This window comes from Tessaracoccus rhinocerotis, assembly GCF_007197885.1.
In the GTDB taxonomy this organism is placed as follows: Bacteria; Actinomycetota; Actinomycetes; order Propionibacteriales; family Propionibacteriaceae; genus Arachnia; species Arachnia rhinocerotis.
In genome coordinates this window covers 486,113-505,931 of sequence record NZ_VKKG01000002.1, presented here as the reverse complement: position 1 = coordinate 505,931, position 19,819 = coordinate 486,113, and the positions used below count along the sequence as shown (strand labels likewise).

19 protein-coding genes are annotated in these 19,819 nt (G+C 69.2%); 6 read left to right on the top strand and 13 right to left on the bottom strand.

The window, feature by feature from the left end; all coding sequences use genetic code 11:
- The first annotated feature begins 27 nt into the window (after positions 1 to 27).
- From zwf to pgl, 3 genes are read left to right on the top strand one after another with little or no spacing between them, the layout of a single operon-like run.
- Entirely contained in the window at positions 28 to 1,560 is a 1,533-nt protein-coding gene (gene zwf / locus FOJ82_RS07475; protein WP_143937827.1) for a glucose-6-phosphate dehydrogenase, read from the top strand.
- Positions 1,561 to 1,572: 12 nt separating this feature from the next.
- Positions 1,573 to 2,481, top strand: a complete 909-nt coding sequence (locus tag FOJ82_RS07470) for a glucose-6-phosphate dehydrogenase assembly protein OpcA (protein WP_143937826.1) — start codon at positions 1,573 to 1,575, stop codon at positions 2,479 to 2,481.
- Entirely contained in the window at positions 2,478 to 3,212 is a 735-nt protein-coding gene (pgl, locus tag FOJ82_RS07465; protein ID WP_143937825.1) for a 6-phosphogluconolactonase, read from the top strand. The genes FOJ82_RS07470 and pgl overlap by 4 nt, the downstream gene beginning before the upstream one ends.
- A 75-nt stretch (positions 3,213 to 3,287) precedes the next feature.
- Here pgl and FOJ82_RS07460 read toward each other — a convergent pair whose 3' ends face one another.
- The 12 genes from FOJ82_RS07460 to FOJ82_RS07405 all read right to left on the bottom strand — a co-directional run bounded on the left by FOJ82_RS07460 (position 3,288) and on the right by FOJ82_RS07405 (position 13,673).
- On the bottom strand, positions 3,288 to 3,644 hold the full coding sequence (locus FOJ82_RS07460) for an RNA polymerase-binding protein RbpA (RefSeq protein ID WP_143937824.1): 357 nt from the start codon (positions 3,642 to 3,644) through the stop codon (positions 3,288 to 3,290).
- A gap of 54 nt (positions 3,645 to 3,698) precedes the next feature.
- Positions 3,699 to 3,959: a preprotein translocase subunit SecG gene (gene secG, locus FOJ82_RS07455; RefSeq protein WP_246099792.1), complete on the bottom strand. Its 261-nt coding sequence runs from the start codon at positions 3,957 to 3,959 to the stop codon at positions 3,699 to 3,701.
- A 220-nt stretch (positions 3,960 to 4,179) separates the two neighbouring features.
- Positions 4,180 to 4,965, bottom strand: a complete 786-nt coding sequence (tpiA, locus tag FOJ82_RS07450; protein WP_143937823.1) for a triose-phosphate isomerase — start codon at positions 4,963 to 4,965, stop codon at positions 4,180 to 4,182.
- Positions 4,965 to 6,176 carry a phosphoglycerate kinase gene (locus tag FOJ82_RS07445; protein WP_143938001.1) on the bottom strand — a complete coding sequence of 404 codons (1,212 nt, stop codon included), beginning with the start codon at positions 6,174 to 6,176 and terminating at the stop codon, positions 4,965 to 4,967. Before FOJ82_RS07445 ends, tpiA begins: the two co-directional genes overlap by 1 nt.
- A 31-nt stretch (positions 6,177 to 6,207) precedes the next feature.
- Positions 6,208 to 7,203: a type I glyceraldehyde-3-phosphate dehydrogenase gene (gap, locus tag FOJ82_RS07440; RefSeq protein WP_143937822.1), complete on the bottom strand. Its 996-nt coding sequence runs from the start codon at positions 7,201 to 7,203 to the stop codon at positions 6,208 to 6,210.
- Between the two features lie 153 nt (positions 7,204 to 7,356).
- Positions 7,357 to 8,340, bottom strand: a complete 984-nt coding sequence (gene whiA / locus FOJ82_RS07435; RefSeq protein WP_143937821.1) for a DNA-binding protein WhiA — start codon at positions 8,338 to 8,340, stop codon at positions 7,357 to 7,359.
- Between the two features lie 12 nt (positions 8,341 to 8,352).
- Positions 8,353 to 9,342 (bottom strand): gluconeogenesis factor YvcK family protein, encoded by a 990-nt coding sequence (locus tag FOJ82_RS07430; protein ID WP_143937820.1) that lies wholly within the window; start codon positions 9,340 to 9,342, stop codon positions 8,353 to 8,355.
- Complete coding sequence (rapZ, locus tag FOJ82_RS07425) at positions 9,339 to 10,214, bottom strand: RNase adapter RapZ (RefSeq protein ID WP_143937819.1); 876 nt, start codon at positions 10,212 to 10,214, stop codon at positions 9,339 to 9,341. The genes FOJ82_RS07430 and rapZ overlap by 4 nt, the downstream gene beginning before the upstream one ends.
- Positions 10,215 to 10,234: 20 nt before the next feature.
- A complete protein-coding gene (locus FOJ82_RS07420; RefSeq protein WP_143937818.1) occupies positions 10,235 to 10,858 on the bottom strand; it encodes an energy-coupling factor transporter transmembrane component T family protein in 624 nt (207 codons plus the stop codon).
- Complete coding sequence (locus tag FOJ82_RS07415; RefSeq protein ID WP_143937817.1) at positions 10,855 to 11,559, bottom strand: energy-coupling factor ABC transporter ATP-binding protein; 705 nt, start codon at positions 11,557 to 11,559, stop codon at positions 10,855 to 10,857. The genes FOJ82_RS07420 and FOJ82_RS07415 overlap by 4 nt, the downstream gene beginning before the upstream one ends.
- Complete coding sequence (locus FOJ82_RS07410; RefSeq protein ID WP_143937816.1) at positions 11,556 to 12,158, bottom strand: biotin transporter BioY; 603 nt, start codon at positions 12,156 to 12,158, stop codon at positions 11,556 to 11,558. The genes FOJ82_RS07415 and FOJ82_RS07410 overlap by 4 nt, the downstream gene beginning before the upstream one ends.
- A 48-nt stretch (positions 12,159 to 12,206) precedes the next feature.
- Positions 12,207 to 13,673, bottom strand: coding sequence for an XRE family transcriptional regulator (locus FOJ82_RS07405; RefSeq protein ID WP_246099791.1), 1,467 nt, complete (start codon positions 13,671 to 13,673; stop codon positions 12,207 to 12,209).
- Between the two features lie 134 nt (positions 13,674 to 13,807).
- Here FOJ82_RS07405 and aceA point away from each other — a divergent pair, with 134 nt between their 5' ends.
- Complete coding sequence (gene aceA / locus FOJ82_RS07400; protein ID WP_143937815.1) at positions 13,808 to 15,085, top strand: isocitrate lyase; 1,278 nt, start codon at positions 13,808 to 13,810, stop codon at positions 15,083 to 15,085.
- A gap of 36 nt (positions 15,086 to 15,121) precedes the next feature.
- Positions 15,122 to 17,389: a malate synthase G gene (locus FOJ82_RS07395; RefSeq protein WP_221933058.1), complete on the top strand. Its 2,268-nt coding sequence runs from the start codon at positions 15,122 to 15,124 to the stop codon at positions 17,387 to 17,389.
- 26 nt (positions 17,390 to 17,415) lie between these two features.
- Here FOJ82_RS07395 and uvrC read toward each other — a convergent pair whose 3' ends face one another.
- The gene (uvrC, locus tag FOJ82_RS07390) at positions 17,416 to 19,368 is read right to left on the bottom strand and encodes an excinuclease ABC subunit UvrC (RefSeq protein ID WP_143937814.1); all 1,953 of its coding nucleotides are present in this window, start codon (positions 19,366 to 19,368) and stop codon (positions 17,416 to 17,418) included.
- 58 nt (positions 19,369 to 19,426) lie between these two features.
- Here uvrC and FOJ82_RS07385 point away from each other — a divergent pair, with 58 nt between their 5' ends.
- Positions 19,427 to 19,813, top strand: coding sequence for a QcrA and Rieske domain-containing protein (locus FOJ82_RS07385; protein WP_246099790.1), 387 nt, complete (start codon positions 19,427 to 19,429; stop codon positions 19,811 to 19,813).
- Positions 19,814 to 19,819: the final 6 nt, after the last annotated feature.

Genomic DNA, 19,819 nt, shown 5'->3' with positions numbered 1-19,819 from the left:
TTCGTCGAAACCTGCCCGAGGAGACCGATGTCGATCCTGAGCACGAACCCGCTGCGCGACCCCCAGGACCGCCGCCTGCCACAGATCGCAGGACCCTGTGTCCTGGTGATCTTCGGAGTCACTGGGGACCTGTCGCGCAAGAAGCTGATGCCTGCGGTCTACGACCTTGCGAACCGCGGCATGCTTCCCCCCGGATTCGGCCTCGTTGGCTTCGCCCGGCGCGACTGGGCCACCCAGGACTTCGCGCAGCAGGTCCACGACGCGGTCAAGGAGAACGCCCGCACCGAGTTCCGCGAGGAGGTCTGGGAGCAGCTGCTCGAGGGCATCCGTTTCGTGCCCGGCACCTTCGACGACGACGACGCCTTCATCCGCCTGCGCGACACCATCCAGGAGCTGGACAACGCCCGCGGGACCGGCGGCAACCACGCCTTCTACCTGTCGATCCCGCCGTCGAGCTTCGAGATCGTGGTCAGCCAACTGAAGCGCCATGGCCTGACCGAGCGCACGGAGCACAACTGGAACCGGGTGGTGATCGAGAAGCCCTTCGGCCACGACCTCGCCTCCGCCCGGGACCTGAACGAGGTGGTCTCCTCCCTGTTCGACCCGCACGAGGTGTTCCGCATCGACCACTACCTGGGCAAGGAGACCGTCCAGAACATGATGGCGCTGCGGTTCGCCAACCAGATGTTTGAGCCGATCTGGAACAACCACTACGTCAGCCACGTCCAGATCACGATGGCCGAGGACATCGGCATCGGGGGCCGCGCCGGGTACTACGACGGCATCGGCGCCGCCCGCGACGTCATCCAGAACCACCTGCTGCAACTGCTGGCGCTCACCGCCATGGAGGAGCCGACCTCGTTCGAGGCGTCCCAGCTGCGTGCCGAGAAGAAGAAGGTGCTCGCCGCCGCCCGGGTCCCCGAGAACATGGACCTGCACACCGCCCGCGGCCAGTACTGCGCGGGCTGGCAGGGCGGTCGCCCGGTCAAGGGCTACCTCGAGGAGGACGGGGTGGACCCGGCCTCCAACACCGAGACCTACGCCGCCATCCGCGTCGACGTGGAGAACCGCCGCTGGGCGGGTGTGCCCTTCTACCTCCGGGCGGCCAAGCGCATGCCCCGCCGTGTCACCGAGGTCGCGCTGAGCTTCAAGCGGGCGCCGCACCTGCCGTTCACCGCCACCGACACCGAGGACCTCGGCGTCAACGCCCTGGTGATGCGGATCCAGCCCGATGAGGGCGTCACACTGCGCTTCGGCGCCAAGGTCCCCGGCACCCAGATGGAGATCCGCGAGGTCTCGATGGACTTCGGCTACGGCGGCTCGTTCACCGAGAGCTCCCCCGAGGCCTACGAACGCCTGATCCTGGACGTGCTGCTGGGCGACCCGCCGCTGTTCCCGTTGCAGGAGGAGGTGGAGCTGAGCTGGAAGATCCTCGACCCGGTCATCGAGCACTGGGCCGCGCAGACCGAGCAGCCCCAGCCCTACGTCGCCGGCAGTTGGGGACCGCAGTGCGGCATCGACATGCTCGCGGCCGACGGCTTCACCTGGCGACGCCCGTAAAGGAGACCGGACATGATCATCGAACTGAACGACACTTCCACCAAGGAGATCGCAGCCGAGTTGCTGCGGGCCCGCCAGAGCGTCGGCGGCACGGGCGGCATGGTGCACACCCTGATCGTCGTCGCCGAGGACCACAACAGCGCCGACGTCTTCGAGGCCGCCCAGGCCTCCGCCCGCGTGCACCCGTCGCGCGTGATAGTCGTGGTCTACTCGGACTCAGGAGACCCGCACCTCGACGCGGAGATCCAGGTCGGAGAAGGCACGCCCGGTGACCTGCTGGCCCTGCGGATCCACGGCTCCGAGATCCGGGAGCACGCCGGCTCGGTCATCCTGCCGCTGCTGCTGCCGGACTCCCCCACCATCGTGTGGTGGCCCCACGAGGCCCCGGAGAATCCGGCGAACGACCCGGTCGGCGCCCTCGGGGATCGCCGCATCACCGACGCGGCGGGCAGCGAGAACCCGAAGGTCGCGCTCACCACCCGCGCCCGCAACCACACTCCCGGCGACACCGACCTTGCGTGGACGCGCCTCACACGGTGGCGTGCGCTGCTGGCCGCCTCGCTGGACCAGTACCCACACACCGTCACCGGAGCCGTGGTGAAGGCGGCCCACGACAACGCCCCGGCGATGCTGTTGGCCGCATGGCTGGAGGACCGCCTCGACGTGGAGGCGCGGATGGAGGTCCACGAGCGTCCCGGCGTCAGCGAGGTGCGCCTCGAGACGGCCGACGGCGACATCGTCATAAACCGCGGCAACTCCGACGCGATCGCGCTGTACAACGTCCCCGGCCAGCCCGAGCGGAAGGTGGCGCTGAAGCGGCGCCCCCTCACCGAGCTGCTGACCGAGGAACTGCAGCGGATGGACGCCGACGACATCTTCGAGGCGGCTGTTGGTCGGGTCCTGGTGAAGGTCGGCCCGTGAGCTTCCTGCGCGTGGCCCGTCTCACCGACGCCGCCGAACTGGCCGACGTCGTCGCCCACCGTCTGCTGGACCGGATCGTGGCGCTGCAGGCCACCCAGGAGGTGGTGCACGTCTGCCTCACCGGGGGCAACACCGCGAACATGATGTACGAGCGGTTCGCGGACCTGGTCCCCGGCTCCGGCCTCGACGTGTCCCGGCTGCAGCTGTGGTGGACCGACGAGCGGTTCGTCCCGGCGACCGACCCCGACCGCAACTCGCTGCAGGCGGTCACCCGGCTGGCTCGAACGCTCGAGGTGAACTCCGCCACGACGCACACGATGCCCGCGGCCGACGGCAGGCTCGACGCGCACCAGTGCGCCGCGGAGTACGCTGCCGAGCTGGGCGAGACCCACTTCGACGTCACGCTGCTCGGTGTGGGCGAGGACGGGCACGTCGGCTCGATCTTCCCCAACCACCAGAGCTTCGAGGCCACCACCAAGACCGTGATCGGGGTGACCGAGTCCCCCAAGGCCCCCGCCGAGCGGATCACGCTCACCATCCCGGCGATCAACCGCACCGACGAGCTCTGGTTCATCGCCAACGGCACACCGAAGGCCGACGTCGTGGCGCGGGCCGTGCAGGGCGACAAGTCGCTCCCGGCCGCCCACCCGCAGGGCGAGCGGGCCACCTACTGGTTCGTCGACCGCGCCGCAGCCGCGAATCTCCCGGACCAGTACCGCTGCGAGTTCTGAACCGACGATTCTCCTCGTCGAGGACGCGAAAAGGCCGGGCCCCGTCGTGGGACCCGGCCTTGTTCCATGTTCTGACTAGTAGATGACCTCGCCGGCGGCGCGACGGGCGCGCAGGGCGGCAACGGCCTCCTCCAGGATCTCCTTGGCCTCGGCCTCCGTGCGACGCTCCTTCACGTATGCCAGGTGCGTCTTGTAGGGGACGATCTTCGGCGGCGGCGGCGGGTTCTCCGCGTCGGTGTTCGCCGGCAGTCCGCAACGCGGGCAGTCCCAGGACTCCGGGATGGCTGCGTCGACGGCGAATGCGGGGCGGGTCTCGTGGCCGCTGGCGCAGAAGTAAGAGACGTGAAGCCTGGGTGCGGAATCTCCGCGCTCAGCTTCGCCCATTGGTCCGGCACCTACACGGCTACCGCGGATGGCGTTGCCACCTGCCACAGCTACTCCTCCACTACTTCGTGTTCAACATTCTTCTTACGACTTCGGGGCTACTCAGAAAGTGATCTTGTACAGCACGAGCAGCGCGACGATCGTCAGCACCCACACGCCCGTCAGTACCACGGTCAGGCGATCCAGCCTGCGCTCTGCCGTGGAGGCGCCACCCATGGAGGAGGACATGCCTCCACCGAAGAGGTCCGACATCCCGCCGCCACTGCCTTTGTGGAGGAGCACGGATGCGGCCAAGAGCGCGCTGAGGATGATCAGGATGATCGAAAGCGTCGTAATGGGCCAGCTCAGAAGGGGGACAATCACGCTGGTGAGTCTACCTGAGGAGAAAGGAATCTCCACATCGGAGGGCGGCCCGGCCCAAGTGCCGGACAGCCACGCCGACCCGACACGCCTCGTCGATCCGGGTCGGGGGTGGCGGGCACCCCCTGCGGCCGATCCGGTCGGCGTGTCGGGTCGAGCGTCGGCGCCGGATTGCAACGAGCCCCGAGGACCAGGTCCTCGGGGCTCGCAGCTTGGTCGTGCGTCAGGCGGGGAGGTCGTAGAACCGCACGATGGCGGCGAACTCCTCCGGCTGAAGGCTCGCGCCGCCGACGAGGGCGCCGTCGACGTCGGGCTGGGCCATGATCTGGGCCACGTTGCCGGACTTGACGGAACCGCCGTACTGGATGCGGACGGCGTCGGCGGTGGGCTGGTCGTACAGCGCTGCGACCTCGGCGCGGATGGCGCCGCAGACCTCCTGCGCGTCGGCCGGCGTGGCCACCTCGCCGGTGCCGATGGCCCAGACGGGCTCGTAGGCGATGACGAGGCCGGCGACCTGCTCGGCGGTCAGGCCGGCGAGGGTACCGCGTACCTGGTTCAACGTGTACTCGACGTGGGTGCCCTCCTTGCGGATGTCCAGCCCTTCCCCGACGCAGATGATCGGGGTCATGCCCGCGGCGATGACCTTCTTCGCCTTGGTGTTGATGAGCTCGTCGGTCTCGCCGTGGAACTGGCGACGCTCGGAGTGGCCGACGACCACGTAGGTCACCTGCAGCTTGGCGAGCATGTCCGCGCTGATCTCACCGGTGTGGGCACCGGAGTCGTGCTCGGACACGTTCTGGGCACCAAGGATGAACGGCATGCGCTCACCGTCGATGAGGGTCTGCACGGTCCGCAGGTCGGTGAACGGCGGGACGACGACGCACTCGGACTTGCTGCCGTCGTACTCCTTGTCGGCCAGCGTCCACGCGAGCTTCTGCACCATTCCGGTGGCCTCGACGTGGTTCAGGTTCATCTTCCAGTTGCCGGCCATGATCGGCTTGCGGGTCATCAGTTGCTTCCTTCCAGGACAGCGATTCCGGGCAGTTCCTTGCCCTCGAGGAACTCCAGCGACGCACCGCCGCCGGTTGAGATGTGGCCGAACTCGTCGTCGGCGTGGCCGAGGACGCGGACGGCTGCCGCGGAGTCACCGCCGCCGACAACCGACAGGCCGTCGACCTCGGTGAGCGCCTTCGCGACGGCTGCGGTGCCCTTGGCGAGCTCCGCGATCTCGAAGACACCCATGGGGCCGTTCCAGAACACGGTCTTCGCCCCGCGGATGGCGTCGGCGAAGAGCATCTCGGAGTCGGGGCCGATGTCGAGGCCCTGCTTGCCGGCGGGGATGGCGTCGGCGGCCACGACGTCGACGGCACCCTTGACGGTGCGGTTGTCGAAGTCCGCGCCGTCGGCGACGCGGATGTCGGTGGGCAGGATGATCTGCTTGCCGGCGGCCGCAGCCTGCTCGAGGTAGGACTTGCAGGTCTCGACGTTGTCCTCGTCGAGCAGGGAGGAGCCGATGTCGTGGCCCTGTGCCTTGAGGAACGTGAACAGCATGCCGCCGCCGATGACCAGCGTGTCGGCGACCTGCAGCAGGTTGTCGATGACCGAGAGCTTGTCAGCCACCTTGGCACCGCCGAGGACGACGACGAAGGGGCGCTCGGGCTCGCCGACGAGGCGGTTCAGCACGTCGACCTCCTTGGCCACCAGGTAGCCAGCGGCGTTCGGCAGCAGCTTCGCGACGTCGTAGACCGAGGCCTGCTTGCGGTGCACCACGCCGAAGCCGTCGGAGACGAACACGTCACCGAAGGCGGCATACTTCTTGGCCAGGCCGACGCGCTCGGCCTCGTCCTTGGACTCCTCGGCCGGCTCGTAGCGGACGTTCTCCAGCAGCGCGACCTCTCCGTCGGAGAGGGCCTCGACGGTGGCCGTGGCGGAGTCCCCCACCACGTCACCGGCGAGCCGGACCTCGGTGCCGAGCAGCTCAGAGAGCCGCGCGGCCACCGGGGCCAGGGAGAACTTCGGGTTCACGGAACCCTTGGGACGGCCCAGGTGAGCCATGATGACAATCCTGGCGTTGCCTTCGCGCAGCTTCCTCAGGGTGGGCAACGCGGCGCGGATGCGTCCGTCGTCGGTGATGGTCTCGCCGTCGAGCGGGACGTTGAAGTCGCAGCGGATCAGGACCCGCTTGCCGGACAGGTCACCAAGATCGTCAATGGATTTCACCATGGGCATTCCCTTCTTGTTCAGTTGTGGGTCAGAGCTTGCTGCCGACGAGGACGGTCAGGTCCACGAGGCGGTTGGAGTAGCCCCACTCGTTGTCGTACCAGCCGAGCACCTTGACCTGGTTGCCGATCACCTTGGTGAGCTTGGCGTCGAAGATGCAGGAGGCCGGGTCGGTCTCGATGTCCTTGGACACGATCTCGTCCTCGGTGTAGACGAGCACCTTGCCGTCGGCGGCCTTCTTGACGATCTCGTTGATCTCCTCGACGGTGGTCTCGCGCGAGGCCTCGAAGGTCAGGTCGGTGGCCGAGCCGGTCGGGGTGGGCACGCGCATGGCGTAGCCGTCCAGCTTGCCCTTCAGCTCGGGCAGCACGAGGGCGACGGCCTTGGCGGCACCGGTGGTGGTGGGCACCATGTTCAGGGCGGCGGCGCGCGAGCGACGCAGGTCCTTGTGGGGACCGTCCTGCAGGTTCTGGTCCGCAGTGTAGGCGTGGATCGTGGTCATCAGGCCCTTGTTGATGCCGATGCCGTCGTTCAGCGCCTTGGCCATCGGGGCCAGGCAGTTGGTGGTGCAGGACGCGTTCGAGATGATGTGGTGCGCGGCCGGGTCGTACAGGTTGTCGTTGACACCCATGACCACGGTCAGGTCCTCGTTCTTCGCGGGAGCGGAGATCAGGACCTTCTTGGCGCCCGCGTCGATGTGCGCCTTGGCCTTGGTGGCGTCGGTGAAGAAGCCGGTGGACTCGATGACGATGTCGACGCCGAGGTCGGCCCAGGGGAGGTTCGCGGGATCCTTCTCGGCGAACGCCTTGATCTCCTTGCCGCCCACGATGATGGCGTCGTCGTCGTAGGAGACCTCCTGCTCGAAGCGACCGAGGATCGAGTCGTACTTCAGGAGGTGGGCGAGCGTCTTGTTCTCGGTGAGGTCGTTGACGGCCACCACCTCGAGGTCAGCCCCGGAGGCGACCAGTGCACGGAAGTAGTTGCGGCCAATGCGGCCGAAGCCGTTGATTCCAACCTTGACGGTCATATGGATAGATCCCCTTCAAGAGAGATACCTGACGCTACGCACCACGGCTTGATCCAGCAGCACGCACGCGCCATTCGGACGATCCCATCCTAATCACTCCCGTTTCAGGGGGACAGCCGGGGTGCAACATGCGGGCACCCGGCGCTCGAGGGCTCAGTCAGCCTCGCGCAGGTCCACGGGCAGGCTGGCCTCGGTGTTGGGCACCCCGGCGGCGTCGGCGGCCTTGTCAGCGGTGGACAGCAGGCGTCGGATCCGGCCCGCGACGGCGTCCTTGGTCAGGGGCGGCTCGTGCAGACGACCCAGTTCCTCCAGGCTGGCCTGCCGGTGTTCCAGACGCAGCTCGCCGGCCATCCGCAGGTGGTCGGGCACGTCGTCGCCGAGGATCTCGAGGGCCCGCTGGACACGAGCACTGGCGGCGACGGCGGCCCTGGCGGAGCGGCGCAGGTTGGCGTCGTCGAAGTTCGCCAGACGGTTCGCCTGCGCGCGCACCTCGCGGCGCATCCGGCGCTCCTCCCAGACCAGGCGCGCCTCCTGGGCGCCCATCCTGGTCAGCAGGTCCGCGATGGCCTCGCCGTCGCGCAGCACCACGCGGTCGACGCCACGGACCTCACGGGACTTCACGTGGAGTCCCAGTCGGCGGGCCGCACCGATCAGCGCCAGGGCGGCCTCGGATCCGGGGCAGGTGATCTCGAGCGACATCGAGCGGCCGGGCTCGGTCAGGGAGCCGCGGGCGAGGAAGGCCCCACGCCACACGGCCACGGCGTCGGCCATCGAGCCGCCGACCACCACCGGCGGGAGGCCGCGGACCGGTCGACGCTGCTGGTCGACGAGTCCGGTGAGGCGGGCCAGCGCCTCGCCGTCTCGGACCACCCGCACGGTGTAGCGGGTGGTGCGGCGCAGTCCCGAGGAGTTGATGACCAGCATCTCGCTCTCCAGCGAGTAGAGCTCCGCGATGAAGGAGCGCAACCGCCGGGCGGCCGCGTTCGTGTCGAGCTCGGCCTCGACCACGATCCGGCCGCCGACCAGGTGCAGCCCCCCACCGAAGCGCAGCATTGCTGCCACCTCGGCGCGCCGGGCATTCGGGTGCGGAGTGACCACGGCGGCGAGTTCAGACTTGACCTTCTGCGTCAGTGCCATGCGTTCATCCTGTCATCGACTCGTTGGACCCGTGGCGGTCTCCAGAACCTCGGAGAGTACAGCCGCGAGCCGGTTCGGGTCATGCCGGGGAGACCCGTCGCGCATCGCGACGTCCGCGCTCAGCAGTCTGGCACCCAGCGAGGCCACGTAGGCCTCCAGGTGCGGGTCGGTCGAGGCGAAGCCCTTGTCAGCGACCACCACGTCCAGTGTCAGCCGGGGGGCGTGCTCCGCCAGCAGCTCGATGTGGCGGGAGGCCGAGAACCCGTCCGTCTCGTCGGAGGGGGCGAGGTTCAACACCAGGATCCGCTTCGCCCCGGTGGTGACGATCGCCTCGGCGAGGTCGGGCACCAGCAGGTGGGGGATCACCGAAGTGAACCACGAGCCGGGGCCGAGCACGATGCTGTCGGCCGCCATGACGGCCTCGACGGCCTCCGGCCGCGCTGGCGGGGAGGGCGGGATCAGCCGCACGGACTGGACGGTGGAACGGGTCTTGGCGACGGTGGCCTGCCCGCGCAGGGTCGCCAGTTCGTCGGGCGCGACGGGGTCGAGACCTATCACGTCGGCCTCGATCTCCAACGGCACCGAGCTCATCGGCAGCACCCGACCGCGGGTGCGCAGGAGGTCCCCCACCATGTCGAGACCGGCGACGGGGTCGTCGAGCTGTTGCCACAGGCCGGCGATCAGGAGGTTGCCGATGGCGTGGCCTGCGAGGTTGCCGTCGCCGCCGAAGCGCGACTGCAGCACCCTGGCCCAGGTGCGCCCGACGTGATCGTCGCTGCACAGCGCCGCCAGCGCCATCCGCAGGTCCCCGGGCGGGAGGCACCCGAACTCGTCGCGCAGCCGCCCCGACGAGCCGCCGTCGTCGGCCACGGTGACCACTGCGGTGAGCTGGTCCGTCAGCCGGCGCAGTGCGGTGAGCGAGACCGAGAGGCCGTGGCCACCCCCGAACGCGACGACCTTCGGCCCCCGGAACTCGTCCCTGCCGGACCGGGGGGCGTTCATTCCTTCCCCAGGTCCCGGTGCAGGACGCTCACTGCGAAGCCCTCCTCGCGCAGCCGGGTGGCGAGCTCCTCGCTCATGCTGGTGGAGCGGTGCTTGCCACCGGTGCAGCCGACGGCGATGGTCACCTGGCGCTTGCCCTCCACGAGATAGCCGGGGGCGACGGTGCGCACCAGCCCGACCATGTTCTCCTGGAACTGCCCGGCGGCCTCCTGCCCGAGGACGTAGTCCGCCACGTCCTTCGAAAGCCCAGTCTTGGGCCTCAGCTCCGGCACCCAGAACGGGTTGGGCAGGAACCGGACGTCGAAGACGATGTCGGCGTCGACGGGCACCCCGTTCTTGAACCCGAAGGAGATCAGCGAGATCCTGAGGTTGTCGGTCTCCTCGCTGCCGAAGTGGTTGGAGATTCGCTGTGCCAACTGCCGGGCGCTCAGTCGCGAGGTGTCCACCACGATGTCGGCGCTGGCGCGCATGTCGGCCATCAGGCGGCGCTCGCGCGTGATGCCGTCGACGAGGCGGTCGTCACCCTGCATCGGCAGCGGGCGGCGGCTGGACTCCTGGCGCTGCACGATGATGTCGTCGGTGGCCTCGAGGTAGAGGACGGTGACCTCGCAGCCGCGGGCCCGCAGTGCCTCCAGCGCCACCGGGATCTGCTCGAACTGCACCCTGGATCGGACGTCGAGGACCACGGCGACCCGCAACTCCCCCACCGCGCGCATCTGCTGCGCGAGTTCCGGGAGCATCATCGGCGGCAGGTTGTCGATCACGTACCAGCCGAGGTCCTCCATCGTGTGGGCGGCGGTCCTGCGGCCGGCGCCCGACATGCCGGTGACGATCACGAAACGCTGGACTTCGACGGTGGGTGCTGCTGCCATGACCACAGCCTAGTGGGGCTTCAGGATTGGATGTCCCCGATACCCCGCGCCTGCAGCGCCTCGCCGGTGCGCTCGGCATAGCCGACGGCACCCAGCATGACGGGGGTCAGCAGCCGGGCTGGGTTGCGGCCGAGGCCGCGGGCGTTGGCGGCGTCACGGGCGTCGTCGACGGTCCCCATCAGGAACGGGATGGACCGGATCATCAGCGCGACGGCGAGGGCGGCCTGGGCCGGGTCGAGGCGGACCAGCCGGAGGGGCGCGAGCGCGGTCGCGAGGGCGTCCATCAGCACCGGCAGCGACGTGGTGAGCGTGAGCAGGCGGGCAGCCAGTACCGCCACCAGGATGTTGCCGGGCCGCATCACGGCGGCCGTGGGGTGGAGCGTCGCCAGGTGGAACAGGAAAAGCACCCCGAGCATCGCCCACAGCATCCAGCCCAGCCGCAGCATCCGGCGCGGCACCAGCCCCGACGTCGCCGCCACGGCCAGCACCACCGCGAGGCAGGCGAGCGTGAACCACCACTGCGCGACCACCAGGGTGGGGATGCTGAGGACCAGGACGAGCAGGTACTTCCACCCCACCGGCAGCCGGAACAGCCAGCCCGGTCCCGGCTCGAAGATGCCGAAGACGCTGGTGTGGGTGTTCACGGCCCGACCCGCATCGCCGCCTCGTAGAACGCGATCGACTCCACCGGCGGTCCGTCGGCCACGACGCGGCCGCCGTCGACGACGACCACCCGCTGCGCGTCGGCGGCCACGTCCATGTCGTGGGTGGAGTAGACGAGCTGCTGCGGTAGTTCCGCGAAGGTGCGGCGCAGGGCCATCCGGTTGCGCAGGTCCAGCAGCGTGGTGGGCTCGTCGGCGACGACCACGTGCGGCTCGACGGCGAGGACGCTGGTGAGCGCCACGAGTTGCCGCTCCCCGCCGGAGAGGTCGTAGATGCTCTGGTGTGCCAGGTGGCCGAGGTTGCGCTCGTCGAGGAGCCGCTGGGCCAGCCGGGTGCGCTCGCGGCGGTTCCTGACTGTGGAGCGCAGGCTGAGCTCGACGTCCTCGATGGGAGTGGACATCAGCAGCTGCGCGAGGGGGTCGGTGAAGATGAACCCGACCTGGGCGCGGACGGCGCGCACTTCGTCGACGGTGCTGTGCCCGTTGACGCGGACGCTACCGGCGGTGGGTTGCCGCATCCCGTTGAGCAGGCGCAGCAGGGTCGACTTGCCGGAACCGTTGGCGCCAATGACGCAGACCCGGTGCTCGGGGAGCCGGAGGGACACGTCGCCCAGGAGGGTGCGGTCGGGTTGGCCGTGCCGGCTGCCAGGCACCACCACGCTGACCCCCTCGAGTTCGATCATCGGCCGAGCAGCCTCGGGAATGCCTTGTGGACGGCGTAGGCGAGCATGGCGGCGATCACGGACTTGATGAGGTCGCCGATCCAGAACGGGACGTCCACCAGCAGTGCCGCACGCACGTCGATGCCGAGGGTGCTGGTCAGGCCGACCAGGGCGAAGGGCAGGATCACGAGGTAGCGGGACGCGAGGACGCCCAACAACAGCAGCACGGGCGTCAGGCGGCTGAGCCCGCGGCGCACGGCCCACTTCGCGACCAGTCCCGTGACGATCGCTGCGAACGGGAACGCGAGCACGTAGCCGACGGTGGGGCCGGCCAGGACGGACAGGCCCGCCTTGCCGCCCGCGAAGACCGGCAGCCCCGCGAGACCGGCCAAGACGTAGAGGGCCACGGCCGCGAACCCGCGCACGGGTCCGAGGCAGAGCCCGCACAGCGCCACCCCGAGGGTCTGCAGGGTGATGGGAACCGCCACGGCACCCAGCGGGATCGCCGGGGCGAGCGAGAGGGCAGCGAGGAGCGCCGCGAAGACTGCGATCTGGGCGAGGTCGGGCGCGCTGAAGCCCCGGCTGCGCGCGGTGTGCGCGGCGGCGGTCGTTGAGGTCATGCGGACCATTCAACACCACCTCTTGAACACTGTTCAAGTCGGGTTCGCTCAAGCATGGGAGTCCAGGAACTGGAAGACCTCGGTGTCGTCCACACCCGGGAACGTCCCGGGCGGGAGCGCCGCCAGGAGGTGGGCGTGGGTGCGGGCGCTCGGCCAGGCATGGCCCTCCCACCTGCCGGTGAGCTCCTCCGGCGCCCGGCGGCAGCAGTTCGGGTCCGGACAGCGAGAGACGGAACGCTCCGGAGTGTCACGGCCGCGGAACCACTTGGAGTCGCGGTAGGTCACCCCGATACAGGTGGAGAAGTAGCCGGCGGCGGCGCGCTCGACCCGGGCGGTGCACCAGAAGGTGCCGTTCGGGGTGTCGGTGTACTGGTTGAACGCGTTGAACTTGTCCGCCACGTCGAAGACCTGCCGCGAGGTCCAGAACCGGCACACCGGCTGCCCCTCGATGGCGCCGAGGTTGTCCTTGGGGAAGGTCACTCCATCGTTCTCGTAGGCCTTGTAGATGATCCCCGACTCGTGGACCCGCTGGAAGTGCACGGGGATGTCGAGGTGCTTCGTCGCCAGGTTCGTGAAGCGGTGGGCAGCCGCCTCGTAGCTGACCGCGAATGCGTCCCTGAGGTCCTCGACGGCGAGCTCGCGCTGCCCCTTGGCCTGCTGCAGGAACGCAACCGCGGTCTCCTCCGGCATCAGCAGGGCCGCTGCGAAGTAGTTGGTCTCGACCCGCTGCCGCAGGAAGTCGCCGTAGCTGGTGGGCGGCGAGTGCCGCAGGACGTAGCTGCCGAGCGCCTGCAGCAGCACGGAACGGGGCTCGTGGTCCGTGGAACTGGCCGCCGGGAGGTAGATCCGCATGTGCTTGAGGTCGGTGACGGAGCGGGTCGAGTGCGGCAGGTCCCCGACGTGGTGCAGGGAGAACCCGAGGTGCTCGGTGATCTCGCCGATGAAGTGCTGGGACAGTGGGCCGGACTCGTAGCCGACGCGCGCGAGCAGCCTGGCGGCCTCCGCCTCTATGTCGCTGAAGTAGTTGTCCTGCGCCCTCATCCTCGAGCGCAGCTCGGCGTTGGCGCGACGGGCCTCCTCCGGCGTGGCGATCCGTTCGGCGACGTCGCGGGCCAGCTCGCGGTGGAGCGCCACGAGAGCCTCCAGCACGTCCATCGGCATGCGCGGCGAGATCCGGACGGGGGGCAGTGAGCGCGCCTGCGCGAGCGGCGAGCGCATCAGGCGCTCCAGCTCGATCTCCAGCTGGGCGCGCCGGTCCGGCACGGGTGCGGTGATCTCATCGAGGGTGGCCCCGTAGAGCCGGGCGAGCTTCTGGAGGCTGGACAGCTTCGCCTCCCGCTTGCCGGTCTCCATCAGCGAGAGCTGGGAGGCGGCGATCCCCGACTCCGCGGCGACCTGCGCAAGCGTCAGTCCGCGCTCCTTGCGGAGGTGGCGCAGGTGCCTGCCCATCGAAAACGGGTCGAAAACACCAGCTTCCAGGGCGGGAATCGTTCGGTCACCCTCGTTGACAGCCATGAAATTCACGATAGCTCAATTTCTGCATTTCTTTCAGCGAAGTTTCTCTAGGAATTGGTTCGGACACAAGGGAACGTTGTTCTCACGAGGGCCGCAACGACGCTGGCCCCGGGAGAAACGAAGGAGTGATCCCCATGTTGGAACCGATCTCGGCCGAACTCATCGAACACGACTGGCAGCACAATCCACGCTGGGCGGGTGTCCGGCGCGACCACACCGCCGCCGACGTCGTGCAGCTGCGTGGCCGGGTCCGGGAGGAGCACACCCTCGCACACCGTGGCGCGGAGCGACTCTGGGACAAGATCCACTCGCAGGACTACGTCAACGCGCTCGGGGCGTTGACCGGCAACCAGGCCGTGCAGCAGGTCAAGGCGGGACTGCAGGCGATCTACCTCTCCGGTTGGCAGGTCGCCGCCGACGCCAACTTGTCGGGCCAGACCTACCCGGACCAGTCGCTCTACCCGGCCAACTCGGTCCCGCAGGTGGTCCGGCGCATCAACAACGCGCTGCTGCGCGCCGACCAGATCGAGCACGCCGAGGGCATCCACACCGTCGAGGACTGGCTGGTCCCGATCGTCGCCGACGCCGAGGCCGGCTTCGGCGGGCCGCTGAACGCCTACGAGCTCATGATGTCCATGATCACGGCCGGCGCGGCCGGAGTGCACTGGGAGGACCAGCTGGCGTCGGAGAAGAAGTGCGGCCACCTGGGCGGCAAGGTGCTCGTCCCCACCAAGCAGCACGAGCGGACGCTCAATGCGGCCCGGCTCGCCTCCGACGTCGCCGGCGTCCCGACCGTGATCATCGCCCGCACCGACGCCGAGGCCGCCACGCTGATCACCTCCGACGTCGACGAGCGCGACCAGGAGTTCCTCACCGGTGAGCGCACCGCCGAGGGCTTCCACAAGACCCGCCCCGGACTGGAGGCCTGCATCGCCCGTGGCCGCGCGTACTCCGAGTACGCCGACCTACTGTGGATGGAGACCGCCACCCCGGACCTCGAACTCGCCGCCAGGTTCGCAGAAGCCATCAAGTCCGAGCACCCGGACCAGCTGCTGGCCTACAACTGCTCGCCGTCGTTCAACTGGCGCGCACACCTGGACGACGCCACGATCGCGAAGTTCCAGCGCGAGCTGGGCGCGATGGGCTACGCGTTCCAGTTCATCACCCTGGCCGGCTTCCACGCCCTCAACCACTCCATGTTCCATCTCGCGCAGGGCTACGCGCAGCACGGCATGAGTGCCTACGTCGAGCTGCAGGAACGCGAGTTCGCCTCGGAGGAACAGGGCTACACCGCCACCAGGCACCAGCGCGAGGTGGGAACCGGCTACTTCGACCGGATCGCCACCGCCATCAATCCCACCAGCTCCACCACCGCCCTCACGGGCTCCACCGAGGCCGCGCAGTTCCGCTGAGGAACTCGTCACCGAACCCAGGAAGGAAGACCTGAGATGACCACCACAATGCAGCCACCCATCCGAGAGACCATCCCCACCCACACCCGCATCGGCGGACTCCTGGTGGACCGGGCGCTCGTCGACTTCATCGACCACGACGCGCTCCGACGCACCGGGGTGGATCGGGACACGTTCTGGGCCGGTTTCGTGAAGGTCTTCGCCGAGTTCTCCGACCGCAACCGGGCCCTCCTGGCCGAGCGCGAGCGGCTGCAGCGGGCGATCGACGAGTACCACCGGGCACACCCCGGAACACCGGAGCCGGCCGAGTACGAACGGTTCCTGCGTGAGATCGGCTACCTCCTGCCCGAGCCGGCCGAGGTCCGTGCCCGCACCGAGCGCGTCGACCCGGAGATCTCCCGGATCGCGGGCCCACAGCTGGTGGTCCCGGTCACGAACCGGCGCTTCGCCATCAACGCCGCGAATGCGCGCTGGGGTTCGCTGTACGACGCGCTCTACGGCACCGACGCGATCAGCGACGACGGCGGGGCCGCCGCCGGGCGGGGCTACAACCCCGTCCGGGGGGAGCGGGTCATCAAGTGGGTGCGGGACTTCCTGGACCGGACGGTCCCGCTCAGCTCCGGCTCCCACGCCGAAGTCATGGTCTACGAGGCCGGCCGGCGGCTGCGCGCCAAGCTCACCTCCGGCGAGGTCGTCGGGCTGGCCGACGAGGGGTGCTACGCCGGGTTCAGCGGGGAGGCGGGTTCCCCGACCCACGTCCTGCTCCGACACCACGGCCTGCACATCGAGCTGCACATCGACCCGAACGGGTCGATCGGGGCCACGGACCTGGCCGGCATCGACGACGTCGTCTGCGAGTCCGCGACCACCGCGATCATGGACTTCGAGGACTCCGTCGCCGCCGTTGACGGACCCGACAAGGTCACGGGGTACCGCAACTGGCTGCGCCTCAACGACGGCATCGCCGCCCAGCCGATGACCAAGGGTGGCCGGTGCTTCACCCGGACCCTGGACACCGACCGCTTCCACACCGCCCCCGACGGCGGGGAGGTCCGGCTCCACGGCAGGGCGCTGATGCTGTGCCGCAACGTCGGGCACCTGATGACCACCCCCGCGGTCCTCGACGCAAACGGCAACGAGCTGCCCGAGGGGATCCTCGACGCCCTCGTCACGGCGCTGTGCGCGATGCCCGGACTCTACGCCCGCAACGACCGGCTCAACTCGCGCGCCGGCTCCATCTACATCGTCAAGCCCAAGCAGCACGGGCCGGCCGAGGTGGCGTTCACCACGCAGCTGTTCGCGGCGGTCGAGGACGCCCTGGGACTGCCACACAACACCATCAAGATGGGGATCATGGACGAGGAACGGCGCACCACGCTCAACCTCGCGGCCTGCATCGCCGAGGCACCCGCCCGCATCATCTTCATCAACACGGGCTTCCTCGACCGCACGGGCGACGAGATCCACACCTCGATGGAAGCGGGACCGATGACCAGGAAGTCCGAGATGAGGGGTGCCACCTGGATGCGCGCCTACGAGGACTGGAACGTCGACGTCGGACTCGCCTGCGGGCTGCCCGGCCACGCCCAGATCGGCAAGGGGATGTGGGCGATGACAGACCTCATGTCCGACATGCTCGAGCAGAAGCTGGGACACCCGGAGGCCGGGGCGAACACGGCCTGGGTCCCCTCCCCGACCGCGGCGACCCTGCACGCGACGCACTACCACCTGGTCGACGTGCAGGCGCGACAGGTCGAGATCGCCCGGATGGGACGAAGGGCCGACCTCTCGCAACTGCTGGAAATCCCCCTCGCGCCGAGCCCGGACTGGAGCGAGGAGGACCGGCGCCGCGAGGTGGACAACTCCTGCCAGTCGATCCTCGGCTACGTGGTGCGCTGGGTCACCCAGGGCGTCGGCTGCTCGAAGGTCCCCGACATCGACGACGTCGCCCTGATGGAGGACCGTGCCACCTGCCGGATCAGCTCCCAGTTGCTGGCGAACTGGATCCGCCACGGCATCGTCTCCGAGGAGTTCGTGGTCGAGTCACTGCGGCGGATGGCGCGGGTGGTCGACGCCCAGAACGCCGGCGACGCGCAGTACCTGCCGATGGCCCCCGGGCCGGACGGCTGCTTCGAGGACTCGATCGCGTGGGCCGCGGCCCGGGACCTGGTCCTGCAGGGCACGGCCTCACCGTCGGGCTACACCGAGCCGATCCTCCACGAGCGACGCAGGCAGTTCAAGGCCACCCACGAGCCGCGGCTGGAGGTCGAGGACGAGCCTGGCACGGACCCGGAGTCGGACTGAACCCGGTATGCCGGCACGGGGTGGCGTCACACGTCGGTGACCTCTCCGGTGGTGAGGTTGATCGCCTCACCACCGGAGTCCTTCACGGCCTCGTGCACCGCGGCCGCAAGGGTGGGGCCGAACCCGGGCACCTGGGCGATCTCCTCGACGGTGGCCGCCCGCAGCTTGCGGAGGCTGCCGAAGTAGGTGAGCAGCGCCTTGCGCCGCAGTTCCCCGAGGCCGGGGATGCCGTCCAGCAGGGAGGACACCATGTTCTTGGCGCGGCGGGAGCGGTGGTGGGTGATGGCGAAGCGGTGGGCCTCGTCGCGGAGCCGCTGCAGGAGGTAGAGCCCCTCGCTGGCCCGAGGCAGGATCACCGGGTACTCCTCCCCCGGCACCCAGACCTCCTCGAGCCGCTTCGCCAACCCGCACAGCGCGATCTCGTCCGCGAGCCCCAGATCCTCCAGCACCGCCGCGGCGGCGTTCACCTGGGGCAGGCCACCGTCGACGACGATCAGCGCCGGGGCGTAGGCGAACTTCCGCGGCGCACCGGTGGTCGGGTCCACCAGCAGGGGGCCGTCGCCGTCGTCGGCCGCGGACCGGGACTTCCCCCGCTCGTCGAGCAGCCGCCCCAGGCGGCGGCGCAGCACCTCGTCCATGGCCGCGATGTCGTTGGAGCCCTCAAAGCTCTTGATGATGAATCGGCGGTACTCGGACTTCTTGGCCAGGCCGTCCTCGAACACCACCATCGAGCCCACCACCTCGGTACCCATGGTGTGCGAGATGTCGTAGCACTCGATCCGCAGCGGCGGCTCCTCCAGCCGCAGCGCCTCCGCCACCTCCTCGAGGGCGGCGTTGCGGGTCGTCAGGTCGGTGGCGCGCCTGGTCTGGTGTTGCTTCAGCGCGAGTTCGGCGTTCTTCACGACGGTGTCCAGCAGCACCCGCTTGTTGCCCCGCAGCGGCACCCTGATCTCGACGTTGCCGCCGCGCCGCGTGCCGAGCAGCTCCACCAGCGTCGGGTCAGCCTCGACCGAACTGAGGATCTGCGGTGGGATCTCCACCCCCACCTCGTCGTAGAGCTGCAGCAGGAAGGGCTCGAGCAGTTCGGTGAGGTCCAGGTCGTCGGAGCGGTCGGCGACCCAGCCGCGCTCACCGGTGATCCTGCCGCCGTGGACGTGGAACACCTGCACCGCCACCTGCTGGCCGTCGTCGGCGAACCCGACGATGTCGGCGCGGGTCGACTCGCTGAGGACGACCGTGTTGCGCTCCTTGGCCTTGTTGAGGGCGTTGAGCGAGTCACGCAGGTAGGCGGCGCGCTCGAAGTTCAGGTCGGCCGAGGCCTGGTACATCTCGCGCTCGATCTCGCCGATGATGCCCGAGGTGTTGCCGGCCATGAACGAGCAGAACTGGTCGACGATCTCCCGGTGCTCCTCGGCGCTCACCCTCCCGACGCAGGGTGCCGCGCACTTGCCGATGTCGCCGAGCAGACACGGCCGGCCCGCGGCGCGGGCGTTCCTGAACACCCCTGGCGTGCACGAACGCATCGGGAACACGCGCAGCAGCAGGTCGAGGGTCTCGCGGATGGCCCAGGCCTGCCCGAACGGGCCGAAGTAGCGGGTCCCACGCCGCTTGGCGCCGCGGCCCACGAAGACGCGGGGGTACTCGTCGGAGACGGTGACCGCCAGCCAGGGGTAGGACTTGTCGTCGCGGTACTTGACGTTGAACCTGGGGTCGAACTCCTGGATCCAGGTGTACTCGAGCTGCAGCGCCTCCAGCTCGTTGGCCACGACCGTCCACTCGACCCGGGCCGCCGTTCGGACCATGGTCTGGGTGCGGAAGTGCAGCGAGGCCGGGTCCGCGAAGTAGGAGTTGAGCCGCTGCCGCAGGTTCTTCGCCTTGCCGACGTAGATCACGTTGCCGAATGCGTCGAAGAACCGGTAGACGCCCGGATCCAGCGGGATGGAACCGGGTCGCGGGCGGTACGTCGACGGGTCAGCCATGCCGACGATGATAGGTCGCGCCAGTGACTGCCCCGGGTGTGCACCTATGCTTCCTGCCATGACCACCCGACGCGAGGTCCTGATCACCGGCGCCGCAATCGCCACTTCGCTGCTGGCCGCCTGCAGCCCGGAGACCGAGGTGGTGCCGACGGGTGGCACCGTCGAGGTCCCCAAGTCCGACGTGCCGGTGGGCGGTGGCGTCGTGCTCGCCGACGCCCGCGTGGTCGTGGTGCAGCCCGAGGAGGGCACGTTCCTCGCCTACTCGGCGGTGTGCACCCACCAGCACTGCGTCGTCAGGGAGGTCCGCGACGACGGCATCTACTGCGCCTGCCACGGTTCCCTCTTCGACTCCTCCGACGGCTCGCCCATCGAGGGGCCGGCCACCCAGCCGCTGCCCGGGACCGCCGTCCAGGACACCGGTGACGTCCTCGTCGTGAGCACCTGAGGCCTG

Bases quoted from the DNA above. Each gene is read 5' to 3' on its own strand.
- uvrC (WP_143937814.1), bottom strand. From the start codon at position 19,368: ATGGCTGACCCGTCGACGTACCGCCCGCGACCCGGTTCCATCCCGCTG.
- aceA (WP_143937815.1), top strand. From the start codon at position 13,808: ATGTTGGAACCGATCTCGGCCGAACTCATCGAACACGACTGGCAGCAC.
- FOJ82_RS07385 (WP_246099790.1), top strand. From the start codon at position 19,427: ATGACCACCCGACGCGAGGTCCTGATCACCGGCGCCGCAATCGCCACT.
- FOJ82_RS07470 (WP_143937826.1), top strand. From the start codon at position 1,573: ATGATCATCGAACTGAACGACACTTCCACCAAGGAGATCGCAGCCGAG.
- FOJ82_RS07395 (WP_221933058.1), top strand. From the start codon at position 15,122: ATGACCACCACAATGCAGCCACCCATCCGAGAGACCATCCCCACCCAC.
- FOJ82_RS07405 (WP_246099791.1), bottom strand. From the start codon at position 13,673: ATGGCTGTCAACGAGGGTGACCGAACGATTCCCGCCCTGGAAGCTGGT.
- FOJ82_RS07430 (WP_143937820.1), bottom strand. From the start codon at position 9,342: ATGAACGCCCCCCGGTCCGGCAGGGACGAGTTCCGGGGGCCGAAGGTC.
- FOJ82_RS07410 (WP_143937816.1), bottom strand. From the start codon at position 12,158: ATGACCTCAACGACCGCCGCCGCGCACACCGCGCGCAGCCGGGGCTTC.
- tpiA (WP_143937823.1), bottom strand. From the start codon at position 4,965: ATGACCCGCAAGCCGATCATGGCCGGCAACTGGAAGATGAACCTGAAC.
- whiA (WP_143937821.1), bottom strand. From the start codon at position 8,340: ATGGCACTGACGCAGAAGGTCAAGTCTGAACTCGCCGCCGTGGTCACT.
- gap (WP_143937822.1), bottom strand. From the start codon at position 7,203: ATGACCGTCAAGGTTGGAATCAACGGCTTCGGCCGCATTGGCCGCAAC.
- zwf (WP_143937827.1), top strand. From the start codon at position 28: ATGTCGATCCTGAGCACGAACCCGCTGCGCGACCCCCAGGACCGCCGC.
- rapZ (WP_143937819.1), bottom strand. From the start codon at position 10,214: ATGGCAGCAGCACCCACCGTCGAAGTCCAGCGTTTCGTGATCGTCACC.
- FOJ82_RS07415 (WP_143937817.1), bottom strand. From the start codon at position 11,559: ATGATCGAACTCGAGGGGGTCAGCGTGGTGGTGCCTGGCAGCCGGCAC.